Source organism: Bacillus sp. AM1(2019) (assembly GCF_009906915.1).
Lineage (GTDB): Bacteria > Bacillota > Bacilli > Bacillales > Bacillaceae > Bacillus > Bacillus velezensis.
Genome location: NZ_CP047644.1, coordinates 3505636 through 3517496, shown reverse-complemented (window position 1 = coordinate 3517496; position 11861 = coordinate 3505636). Strand labels below are relative to the sequence as shown.

Below are 11861 nucleotides of genomic sequence, written 5' to 3'. Positions count from 1 at the left end.
AAACAAACCCCGGTTTTCGGCCGGGGTTTGTTTTTATATAAACGCGTTAATGATCATGATAAAACAGATCGCACTGACAGAAATAATCGTTTCCATCGCCGTCCATGTCAGGAACGTTTCTTTTACTGTCATTCCGAAATACTCTTTAATGAGCCAGAAACCGGAGTCATTGACATGTGACAGAATCAAAGAGCCCGCTCCCGTTGCCAAAACGAGAAGCTCACTGCTGACGCCCGGCATGACAGATGCAATCGGTGCAACAATGCCGGCCGCCGTCATCATGGCGACAGTCGCTGAACCTGTGGCGACGCGGATGACCGCCGCGATCGTCCAGCTTAAAAGAACGGGAGAGAAGCTTGAATGCTTCGCCATGTCAGCGATATACGTGCCGACGCCTGAATCAATCAGGACGTTGTTAAAAGCGCCGCCGGCTCCGATCACAAGCAGAATGGAAGCGATCGGCCCGAGACAGTCATTGCTGAATTTTAAAATGCTTTCTCTGTCAAAGCCCTGATAAAAACCAAGGCTGAAAAAGGAGTAAACCGTGGCGATCAAAAGCGCCGTGACAGGGTCGCCGATAAATTTAAAAGTTTCATAGAGCGCGCTTTTTTCCGGAAGCGCAATTTCGGCAAGCGTTGCCATAAGCATCAGGATCACCGGTACCAATATCGTAAACAATGTATTTGCGAATCCCGGAAGCTTGCGTTTTTCATTCCGTTCAATAAATTGTTTTTTCAACAGTTCGGGAACGGGTTTATGAATGCGCTTACCAATCCATTTTCCGTAAAGCGGCCCCGCGATGATGGCAGTCGGAATGCCGACGATTAAAGAAAACAAAATCGTTTTTCCGACATTGGCGTGATAAATGCCGACAGCCGCCATCGCCGCCGGGTGGGGCGGAACCAATCCGTGCACGACGGAAAGTCCCGCAAGGAGCGGAATCCCGATCGTCACTAATGAAACGCCGGTTTCAATCGCAATCGTAAACAAAAGCGGCACGAGCAGGACGAAGCCGACCTGGAAAAAGACCGGGATGCCGACGATAAAAGCGACGGCCATCATCGCCCAATGCACTTTCTTTTTGCCGAAGCGGCTGATCAGGGTGTGGGCGATACGCTCCGCACCGCCTGATTCAGCCATCATTTTTCCGAGCATCGTACCGAGGGCCAGCACGATCGCAAGCAGCGACAGCGTATTGCCGAGCCCGGTTTTCATCGAAGCGATAATGTCCGGCAGATTCATGCCCGTTGCGAAACCGACAAGGATGGATGTAATCAAAAGACTGATAAACGGATTTAATTTAGCGACCGTAATCAATAAGAGTAAAACGATAATAGCGGCAATGACAATAAACAGTAACATGACCTTTTCACCCTTTCAAAGAAGAATTAACGGCTTTGTTTGAGCTGAAATTCACTGATGACGTCAAATTCATCTTTGAGCTTGTCATACAGCCGCTCGTATAAGTAAAACAGCTCAATATATGTTTCGCTGTTTTTGACGTTCGGTTCATGGCGGTGAGAAATTCTGATCCAGTCCTGAACATCCTCGATCCGTTCCATTTCGCCAAGGCTGTGCAAAGCGAGAACGGCCGCTCCGAGCGCCGAGGCTTCGTAACTTTCCGGAACGAGGACTTCCCGTCCCATCGTATCGGACAAAATCTGCCTCCAAAGCGGCGATCTCGCAAATCCTCCCGAAGCCCGCACGTCTTTTGCGGGGCCTGCCAAATCTCTCAGTGCGACACCGATTGAAAAGACGCTCATGATGACGCCTTCCAGCACCGCTCTGATAAAATGCTCCCGTTTATGGCGGAGGCTGATGCCGAAAAACGTTCCGCGGGCATTCGGATTCCAAAACGGCGCGCGCTCCCCAGATAAAAACGGCAGAAACAGCAATCCCTCAGAGCCTGCGGGCACTTTATCAGCGATATCAATCATTAAATCGTACGGATCAATGCCGAGCCGCTTCGCCGTTTCGACTTCCGGAGAAGCGAATTCGTCTCGAAGCCAGCGCAGCATAATGCCTCCGTTATTCGTCGGGCCTCCGATGACCCAATGCTTGTCAGTCAGCGCGTAACAGAATGTCCGCGCTTTTTCATCCGTAATCGGCGCATCCGTCACCGAACGCACGGCTCCGCTCGTTCCGATCGTAACGGCCACTTCGCCTTTGCCGATCGCGCCGACTCCAAGGTTGGCGAGCACGCCGTCATTTGCGCCGATAATAAACGGTGTATCCGCATGAATGCCCATCCGTGCAGCGATTTCCGGCGCAAGGCCGCGCAGCTGATGAGTGGTCGGCACGATGTCTGACAGCTGATCTTCACGGATTCCGGCAATCCGGAGCGCTTCTTCATCCCAGGAAAGCGTATCTAAACGGAACAGCCCCGTTGCCGAAGCGATCGAATAATCGACGACATAAGTTCCGAAAAACTCGTGCAGAATATATTCTTTAATACTGATGAATTTGGCGGTTTTCGCGAATGTCTCCTTGTCCTGTTCTTTCATCCAGACAATTTTGGAAAGCGGAGACATCGGGTGAATCGGCGTACCCGTTCTTTTATAAATATCAAAACCGTTCATCTCTTTTAAAATCCGTTTTGATTGCTCGGCGCTGCGGTTGTCCGCCCAAATGATGCTTTTGGTCAGCAGGCCGCCGTTTTGATCGACAGCTATCAATGAGTGCATAGCGGTGCTGATGCCGATTGCAAGCAGATTGTCAGGGCTCAGTCCGGCCTTTGTGACGGCGCCCCTGATGCTTCCGATAACCGCTTCCAAAATGTGCTCAGGATCCTGCTCGGCCCATGCCGGTTTTGGCTGTATTAAATCATAGTGAACCGAATGCTTGGCTAACACTTTGCCTCTTGGTCCGAACAGAACGGCTTTCGTACTGGTCGTGCCGATATCCAGACCGATAACAGCTTGGGTTTCCTTCATAATATATCCCGCCTAATCTGATTGAATAATAAGATAGATTGATAATGTATGCCCTTACAAAGTCAATTATAGGAATAATTTTTTTATAAATCAACGATGAAGAAGAAAATTTTTTTCATAAAATTGCCTCAATTCCCGCTGTATCGGCATTCTCTCTTTTGAAAAATAAATATTCAGAAAGCGATTACAAACGTTTGTGCGCGATCATTTTTCTGATTTGCTGCAAGTTGGCGAGCGTTTTCTCCTGCCGCAGCCGGGCCGTGGCGAAATACAGTGTATCAATGACTGACAGCTGGGCAAGCCTTGCGGACATTGCTTCCGTTCTGAAAGCCGTCTCCCTTGTTGACGTATACAGCACCACGTCGGAAATCTGGGTGAGCGGCGACTTTTGGTAGCTTGTAATGCCGATCGTACCGGCGCCGAGCGATTTGGCCATTTTCACCGCGTCAAGCACGTCCTTATTGCTCCCCGAATGAGAAATGCCGATGACTGCGCTTTCGGGACCGAGAAGACCTGCTGACATCGCCTGAAAGTGAGAATCCGTGTGCGCGATGCAATTTATACCCGTACGCATAAATTTGTGATACGCGTCAGTGGCGATCAGCCCGGAACCGCCGTTTCCGTAAAATTCGATTCTGTCTGCGCAGTGGATCATTTCTACCGCTTTTTCAACGTCGGCCGGATCTAATAAATGAAAGGTATCGGTCAGACCGGAAATGTTTGTGCGGAAAACTTTCTGGATGATGACTTCGATATCGTCGTCGGGGCTCATTTCTTCATGAATGTGCTGCACCGGCTCCTGAACGATCTCCTGAGCAAGCGCGATTTTTAAATCCTGATAGCCGGAAAAACCGAGCCGTTTGCACAGCCTGAAAATCGTCGCTTCAGAGCTTTTCGTTTTTTCCGCCAGCTGAATGATGGAAAGGTGAACCACGTCTTTCGGTTCCTTCACGATATGGTCTGCAATCGCTCTCAATTTTGGCGACAAACCTTTGCTGGCCGCCTGAATCTTCCCGATGCTGCTTGAATTCACAGGGGTCATGCTATAACCTCCCTACTCGAATGTAAACGCATACTTTTATGATAAAGCAAGTTTCAATATAAGGAAAACAGAATTTTAAAATTGTTTTTTCAATTTTGTATATAAAAAAAGAGAAAAAGCCGCCGATGATAGAAAGTGAGGAGGCACCTGAATGAAAAAAGCATGGATTCTCGTCATATCATTCGGCATTGCACTTGCGCTGTTTTTATACGCAAACACAAAGGTGAAAGCGGAAAGCGCGGCGCCCGGAAAGCAAAGCCTTGTGTCCGGATTTCAGCTGAAATTTCCGAATCACCGGGTAGGACAATAGGCGGCAAAAATTAGTATTGACTTTGAAAATAGAAGACTGTATATTATGATACTATATTCAGAAAATAAAAACTCAAGAGATTCATTTAACATAAAACACTGTGAACGGGAGCAGTAAAAGAATCCAGTCAGAAAAAGAGAGCCGCGGGTTGGTGCAACGCGGACTGATTGTTCTTTGAACTCGCCCGGAAGTGGCAGGGCGGAACGGAATTGTCGGAATATTCCCTATGTCCTAACGGCTGACCTTCGTTAAAAGGTTTTTAAGCTGGATTCCGGATATTTCGGGATCAACAAGAGTGGTACCGCGGCTGCCTGAGGCACGCCGTCTCTTTTCCTAAAGAGGCGGCGTGCTTTTTTATGTGATGAACACTTTTTGCGAGAGGGCGTGTGATAGATGGAAAAGGACAAGCAAACGTTAAAACGGACGATGTCGTCCAGACACATTATGATGATGGCGCTTGGAGGCGCAATCGGGGCCGGGCTCTTTAAAGGCAGCAGCACGGCGATTGATGAAGCGGGGCCGTCCGTGCTGTTGGCCTACCTCCTCGGCGGAATCATTCTGCTATTTATTATGCAAGGGCTGGCCGAAATGGCAGTCAGAAACAAACATGCAAGGACGTTCCGTGATTTGGTTCAGCAGTCGCTCGGATCGTACGCTGCATACTTTTTAGATTGGATCTATTGGAAAATGTGGGTGCTCAATATTGCCGCGGAGGCGGTCGTAGCCGCCATTTTCATTCAATATTGGCTGCCGGAATGTCCGATATGGATACTGGCTCTGATCATTTCCATCGTGGTGACGGTCGTAAACATGCTTTCTGTGAAACTGTTTGCCGAGACGGAGTACTGGCTCGCGCTTATTAAAATTACAGTGATTGTCATCTTTATTTTATGCGGTATTCTGCTTTTATTTTTCTCATTCGGCAATCACACGGCGCCGGGGCTGTCTCATTTAACGGATCACGGAGGATTTTTCCCGCATGGAGCGGGGGGCGTCATTACGGCGATGCTCGTCGTGATCTACTCATACGGCGGAACGGAAATCATCGGCGTCACGCTGGCGGAGACAAAAAATCCCGAAAAGGTGATCCCGAAAGCTGTCCGAAGCACGTTAACGCGGATTGTCGCTTTTTACTTGCTGCCGTTCTTCATCATCGTCAGCCTGATTCCTTGGAATCAAGTCAACAGCGTTCCCGAAAGCCCGTTTGTCATAGTATTTAAGATGATCGGAATTCCGGGTGCCGACCATATTATGAATGCCGTCATTCTTCTTGCGATTATCTCGTCTATGAATTCGGGACTGTACGGATCATCCCGCGTCTTGTTTACGCAGGCTTCTGACGGCCGGGTGCCGAAAGTTTTTTCAAAACTATCGAAGAAAAAGGTTCCCGTCTATGCGATTCTGACTTGTACGTCATTTTTATATGTAGGCGTCCTGATTTCTTTATTCGCAGGAAGCCGGACGTTTAATTATTTGATGGGTTCACTCGGCTATACGGTGCTGTTCATCTGGCTGATTATCGGCTTCGCCCATTTGAAATCAAGAAAACATTCAACAGAACAGCCGGCTTATTACGTCAAATGGTTCCCATACACGACATGGTTCGCGGTGCTTGCGCTTTTGGCCATCCTGATCGGCGTAATTGCGACGACATCCATCGTCATCACATGCATCACTGCGGCCATCTATCTCCTCATTACGGCTGCGTATCTTGTGAAAGGGAGACGTCAATAAATAAAAAAACTCTTGCCCCGCGGCAAGAGTTTTTTTAATGAACGGCCTTTTTTTCTGCGGCCAGAGCAGGTGTTTTCAGTTTTTTCGGTGTTATATTCACAAAACAAATGCTTGTGACGATCAGAAGCAGTCCGGCTAAAAGGCTGACGGTAAGCGGCTCATGCAGGAATATCGAGCTGACGACAATGGATATGAGCGGGATCAGGAAGGTGTAAGAGGCAACCTTGCTTGCTTCCCCTGAACCGACAAGCGTAAAAAAGGCGAGCCAGCCGAGCGCGATAACAAAAACTGAAATGAACAGAAGGCTCAGAATGAACGGAGCTTTCCATTGAATCGCTGAAAAGCTTTCTGAAAAATGGCCGGAGCTGACAAGCAGCACGCCGCCGATCAGAAGCTGAAGAGCGACCATCCAGATAGAATCCGCGCGTCCGCCCGTTCTTTTCACATATACCGTGCCGAGCGCCCAGCTGACCGCAGAGCCTAAGGCCAAAAGAATGCCGGCGATGGAAATATGGCCTCCGAAACCGGCTGCGCTGATGACGGCGACACCGGCAAAGCCCAGAATAAGACCGGCTATTTTTAAAGGATACATCGATTCCCCGAGCCACAGCCAAGAAAAAACGCCCATTAACACCGGCTGGAAAAACACGATGGCTGAAAATAAGCCGGCAGGCAGGTAATTCAAGCCGACCGTTTGCAGGCCGTAAAATAAAGTAATATTTAAAATGGCAGAAATAAGATAGATCGGCCACGTTTCTTTAAAACGCAGCTTTTTAAAACGGGGCAGCGCCACCATTAATAATAGAAGTCCGCCGATCAGCGTGCGGATTCCGGCAAACAGAAGAGGCGGCGAATAGGCAAGCGCGGCCTTTGTCAGCGGCCAGTTAATTCCCCATACCGTGACTAGAAACGCCAGCATAAGAGCCGTCTGTATTTTCGAAAGCTGTTTCACGTCGTTCACTCCTTGTAGAACAATTCCATCATATGATACGGTAATCAGTAAGATAAATAAAATGAATCTTTTTTATAAGGAGCATAAGTAAAACGTTATGACAATTACACAACTGCGGGTTTTTGTTCAAATCGCTGAAACGGGAAGCTTTACAAAAGCGGGGCAGGCGCTGAATATGACGCAGCCCGCCGTCAGCCATGCCATCTCTGCGCTTGAGTCAGAGCTCGGCATCAAGCTGATCATCCGCGAGCGCCGCAACGGCGTAAGGCTCACGGACACGGGCGGAAAAATTCTCGTCCATATCAGAGAGGTGCTCAAAGGCATAGAAAAAGCCGAGCAGCTGGCGGCCGCGGAAAGAGGTCTTGAACAGGGAACGATTCACATCGGCACATTTCCGGCCGCTTCCGCTTATTTCATTCCAAAGCTGATCAGCGTGTTTAAAAAACGGTATCCGAAGCTTGAACTGGTGCTTCATGAAGGAACGGCGGACGAAGTAAAAGAATGGCTGCAATCCCGGATGATTGACGCGGGCATTCTGCTGTTCCCGACAGAGGATATGGATTACTTTCTGCTGAAAAAAGACAAAATGGCAGCGGTTATGCATAAAGATCATCCTCTCGCCGCACGCTCAACCGTAACGATAAAAGATCTGGACGGTGAACCGATGGTGGTTTGCGAAGGCGGTTACACGTCACCTTTTGCAGGCCTGTTTAAACAAGCCGGTGCCGAACTTTGCGCCGCCTTTACCGTGTTTAATGTCAGTACGTCCATCAATATGGTGCGGGAGGGGTTGGGTATGGCAATCTTATCCGATATGTCCATGGCCGGCAATCCCCTCCCGGAAGAAGTGGTGATTAAAGAGTTTGCGCCGGATGTATTCAGGGAGGTGCAGCTGGCGGTTCCTTCCATGAAAGACGCATCACTTGCCGCCAAGCTTTTTATTGATGTCGCCGAGGAGCTGTTCATCCGTAAGAAAACCGCCGCTGACTGATTGTTCGAAGATCATCGAATCAAATTGTTTAACTCACGGGAAAAGCTGTGGTAAGGTGTGTGGTAGAGACCTTGTTTAAGATCTGCTTACACTAAACCATAAAGGAGAAAACGATGGCTGAACATACATTGAAAGATACTGCGTTTTCCGTATTGAATTTATCGCCGGTCGTACAGGGGGGAACGGTTGCTGAATCGTTCCGCAACAGCATGGATTTAGCGCGCCGCGCCGAGGAGTGGGGCTATAACCGCTATTGGCTTGCGGAGCATCATAATATAGAAGGCGTTGCCAGCTCGGCAACGGCGGTGCTGATCGGCCACATCGCCGGCGGCACGAAAAAAATCCGCGTCGGTTCTGGGGGTATTATGCTGCCGAATCATTCTTCACTTGTGATCGCGGAGCAATTCGGAACCCTTGAAACGTTATATCCGGGGCGGATTGACCTGGGGCTCGGACGCGCGCCGGGGACCGACCAATTAACGGCGAGAGCCTTACGAAGAAACATAAACAGCGGGGAAGATTTTCCGGAGCAGCTTGAAGAATTGAGAAATTACTTCAAACCGTCAGGCAATGTGCGCAATCAAGTCCGCGCCATTCCGGGCGAAGGGCTGGACGTGCCGATCTGGCTTCTGGGCTCAAGCGGCTTCAGCGCGCGTCTTGCGGGAGAGCTCGGGCTTCCGTTCGCCTTTGCGGCTCACTTTTCACCGAAAAACACCGTGCCCGCCCTTGAGCTGTACCGCAGCTCCTTCCGTCCGTCAGGCGTACTGGATCAACCGTACGCGATGGTCGGCGTCACCGTCATTGCCGCCGATACGGATGAAAAGGCGGAGCATCTGGCAACATCGCATTATCAAAGATTTTTAGACCTCGTCCGCGGCACGCCGAACCAGCTGAAGCCTCCTGTTGAAGACATGGATCAAATCTGGTCGCCGTATGAAAAAGCGATGGTCAATGAACAGCTCAGTTCAACGATCGTCGGCGGACCGGAGCGTGTGAAGGAGAAGCTGGAAAGCTTCATCCGGACAACACAGGCGGATGAAATCATGGTGAATTCAGAAAGCTTTGAGCATGCCGACAGAATGAGATCATTTGAAATCATCGCCGAATTAAAAAACAGCTGAGCAAAAAAAGCAATGTGCCGCGCACATTGCTTTTTTTATTCGCCGATCCGCCTGACTGAATTCCGGATGATGAGTTCCGGTTCATACACGACGTCATCCTTCTTCGGTTTTTTATGTTCTAAGCAGTCGATGACGTATTTTGCCGCCGCTTTCCCCATAATGGATTTCGGATGCTTGACAGAGGTGAGCTTCACCTCGGAAATCTGGGCGAAATGTGAATCGTCATAGCCCATGACCGACACGTCATCAGGCACCTTTAACCCGAATTCTCTGAGAAGATTAATCGTCTTCAGCGCAATTTCGTCATTGTAGCAAAGAATGGCCGTCGGATGTGACCCGCTGTTTTGCTCAAGGGTATGCTTTATTTTTTGGAGAAGCACGGTTTCTTTTTCCTCAGTCGTGTAAGTCACGATCATGTCCGGAGACGGAAAAATCCCGCGCTCCCGATGCGCCTGAAGATAGCCGTTCATCCGTTTGACGCCCTGCGTGTCATCCGCTTTAAAGATTCCCATAATGTGCGTGTGGCCGAGAGACATGACGTATTCGCAAGCCAGCATGCCGCCTTTGACATCATTGACGGAAAAGCTCGGTGCGGCCAGCTCCGCATAAGAGGCGTTAATCATGGCAAACGGAATGCCGTTTTTCTCCAGATTGAGATAGTAGCCGATGTTGGGCGTCTGCAGCGCGCTTTTTGTAGGCTCGACAATCAGCCCGTCTATATTTTTGGACAGCAGGTTTTCAAGGCCGCGCCGCTCACTTTCTGTATTGTTGTTGGTGCTCGTCAGCAGCATGGAATAGCCCTGTTCGCTTAAATAAGATTCAATTCCCCTGATGATGCTCGGAAAAATATAGTCTGATATGTACGTTGTAATGACGCCGATCGTTTTGTTTGAATGCATGGCTGATTTCGCCGTGCGTGAAGCGACAAAGGTGCCTCCGCCCTGAACGCTGTACAGCAGCCCCTGCGAGACCAAATCGCCGATCGCCTTTCTGATGGTATGGCGGCTGACGCCGAACTGCTGCATCAGCTCATTTTCCGTAGGCAGCTTTTCGTCCGGCTGTATTTTTCCTTGATTCAGCCATGAACAAATTTCTTCTTTTACTTGAGCATATTTCGGTAGCATATCAATTCCTCCAAAATGTATACGGACAAATTCCAGTATAACATAGTAAGCCCTTTCATCAAGCTGTAAAAATAATTGACAGATTATGAAAAACTGCTTATTCTTTATTTGTACGTACTAATTTTCCTTATTTTTAGATAAAATTCTTTACAAGTACGTACAAATGTGGCGGTTCTGAAGAAAACAAAGCAACATCAAGCGCCGCACTCAGATTTGTAAGCGTTTTTATTCTATTATTCGCGGGAGGGTAAAATTCATGAAGAATCACCCGGCACCAATTGGCTCAAATGTACCTGTCACTCGGCAGCATTCCAAGTGGTTTGTCATTCTCATCTCATGCGCGGCCGGACTGGGAGGGCTTTTGTACGGTTATGACACGGCGGTGATTTCCGGCGCCATCGGTTTCCTGAAAGATTTGTACCGCTTAAGTCCTTTTATGGAAGGGCTCGTGATTTCAAGCATAATGATCGGCGGTGTTTTCGGCGTCGGGATTTCCGGATTTTTGAGCGACCGTTTCGGACGGAGAAAGATTTTGATGGCAGCGGCGCTGTTGTTTGCGGTGTCAGCGGTTGTCTCTGCGCTTTCGCAAAGTGTGTCTTCCTTAGTGATCGCCAGAGTCATCGGCGGTCTGGGAATCGGCATGGGCTCCTCGCTTTCTGTCACGTATATTACCGAAGCCGCTCCGCCGGCCATACGCGGCAGTCTGTCTTCACTGTATCAGCTGTTTACGATATTAGGGATCTCCGGCACTTATTTTATTAACCTCGCCGTTCAGCAGTCCGGCTCGTATGAATGGGGAGTGCACACCGGCTGGCGCTGGATGCTCGCTTACGGCATGATTCCGTCCGTCATCTTTTTTATCGTGCTGCTTATCGTGCCTGAAAGCCCGCGCTGGCTTGCGAAAGCGGGGCGCCGGAATGAAGCCCTCGCCGTGCTGACGCGCATTAACGGCGAGCAGACCGCGAAAGAAGAAATCAAACAAATCGAAACGTCTTTACAATTAGAAAAAATGGGGTCATTGTCTCAGCTGTTTAAACCGGGGCTGAGAAAAGCGCTTGTGATCGGGATTCTGCTGGCTTTATTCAATCAGGTCATCGGCATGAACGCAATTACGTATTACGGGCCGGAAATTTTCAAAATGATGGGCTTCGGACAGAATGCGGGGTTTATCACGACATGCATCGTCGGTGTCGTTGAAGTGATTTTCACCATTATCGCGGTTCTTTTAGTCGATAAGGTAGGCCGGAAAAAGCTGATGGGGGTCGGATCAGCCTTTATGGCGCTGTTCATGATCTTAATCGGGGCATCCTTTTATTTTCAGCTGGCGAGCGGTCCGGCTTTAGTCGTCATCATATTGGGATTCGTCGCCGCTTTCTGCGTATCAGTCGGGCCGATTACGTGGATCATGATTTCGGAAATCTTTCCGAACCACCTCCGCGCACGCGCCGCCGGTATTGCGACGATATTCTTATGGGGGGCCAACTGGGCGATCGGCCAGTTCGTGCCGATGATGATCAGCGGGTTGGGGCTCGCGTACACCTTCTGGATATTCGCCGTCATTAATATTCTCTGTTTCTTGTTTGTCGTGACGATCTGCCCTGAGACGAAAAATAAATCATTAGAAGAAATAGAAAAACTCTGGATAAAATGAAAG

General features: G+C 49.2%; 10 protein-coding genes and 1 other annotated feature. Of the genes, 5 read left to right on the top strand and 5 right to left on the bottom strand.

Translation table 11 applies throughout. The features are described from left to right. Positions 1–33: 33 nt before the first annotated feature. The 3 genes from GNE05_RS17445 to GNE05_RS17435 all read right to left on the bottom strand — a co-directional run bounded on the left by GNE05_RS17445 (position 34) and on the right by GNE05_RS17435 (position 3975). Complete coding sequence (locus GNE05_RS17445) at positions 34–1362, bottom strand: GntP family permease (protein WP_160183029.1); 1329 nt, start codon at positions 1360–1362, stop codon at positions 34–36. A 26-nt stretch (positions 1363–1388) separates the two neighbouring features. Continuing rightward, the gene (gntK, locus tag GNE05_RS17440) at positions 1389–2933 is read right to left on the bottom strand and encodes a gluconokinase (protein ID WP_007407372.1); all 1545 of its coding nucleotides are present in this window, start codon (positions 2931–2933) and stop codon (positions 1389–1391) included. 184 nt (positions 2934–3117) lie between these two features. After that, positions 3118–3975 (bottom strand): MurR/RpiR family transcriptional regulator, encoded by an 858-nt coding sequence (locus tag GNE05_RS17435; protein ID WP_029973562.1) that lies wholly within the window; start codon positions 3973–3975, stop codon positions 3118–3120. Positions 3976–4126: 151 nt separating this feature from the next. Here GNE05_RS17435 and GNE05_RS21065 point away from each other — a divergent pair, with 151 nt between their 5' ends. Together GNE05_RS21065 and GNE05_RS17430 are read left to right on the top strand one after the other, a co-directional pair. Next, on the top strand, positions 4127–4285 hold the full coding sequence (locus GNE05_RS21065; protein ID WP_164071354.1) for a hypothetical protein: 159 nt from the start codon (positions 4127–4129) through the stop codon (positions 4283–4285). 91 nt (positions 4286–4376) lie between these two features. After that, positions 4377–4617: a binding site (T-box leader), on the top strand. A 61-nt stretch (positions 4618–4678) separates the two neighbouring features. After that, positions 4679–6019 carry an amino acid permease gene (locus tag GNE05_RS17430; protein ID WP_029973563.1) on the top strand — a complete coding sequence of 447 codons (1341 nt, stop codon included), beginning with the start codon at positions 4679–4681 and terminating at the stop codon, positions 6017–6019. A 34-nt stretch (positions 6020–6053) separates the two neighbouring features. Here GNE05_RS17430 and GNE05_RS17425 read toward each other — a convergent pair whose 3' ends face one another. Continuing rightward, on the bottom strand, positions 6054–6971 hold the full coding sequence (locus GNE05_RS17425; RefSeq protein WP_003151595.1) for a DMT family transporter: 918 nt from the start codon (positions 6969–6971) through the stop codon (positions 6054–6056). 97 nt (positions 6972–7068) lie between these two features. Here GNE05_RS17425 and GNE05_RS17420 point away from each other — a divergent pair, with 97 nt between their 5' ends. Together GNE05_RS17420 and GNE05_RS17415 are read left to right on the top strand one after the other, a co-directional pair. Next, positions 7069–7962 carry a LysR family transcriptional regulator gene (locus tag GNE05_RS17420; protein WP_053285139.1) on the top strand — a complete coding sequence of 298 codons (894 nt, stop codon included), beginning with the start codon at positions 7069–7071 and terminating at the stop codon, positions 7960–7962. A gap of 113 nt (positions 7963–8075) precedes the next feature. Continuing rightward, positions 8076–9083 carry an LLM class flavin-dependent oxidoreductase gene (locus GNE05_RS17415; RefSeq protein ID WP_110085650.1) on the top strand — a complete coding sequence of 336 codons (1008 nt, stop codon included), beginning with the start codon at positions 8076–8078 and terminating at the stop codon, positions 9081–9083. A 35-nt stretch (positions 9084–9118) separates the two neighbouring features. Here GNE05_RS17415 and GNE05_RS17410 read toward each other — a convergent pair whose 3' ends face one another. Further along, entirely contained in the window at positions 9119–10207 is a 1089-nt protein-coding gene (locus tag GNE05_RS17410) for an arabinose utilization transcriptional regulator AraR (protein ID WP_160183028.1), read from the bottom strand. A gap of 256 nt (positions 10208–10463) precedes the next feature. Between GNE05_RS17410 and GNE05_RS17405 the strand changes: the two genes are divergently transcribed. Next, on the top strand, positions 10464–11858 hold the full coding sequence (locus GNE05_RS17405) for an arabinose-proton symporter AraE (RefSeq protein WP_003151605.1): 1395 nt from the start codon (positions 10464–10466) through the stop codon (positions 11856–11858). Positions 11859–11861 lie beyond the last annotated feature (3 nt).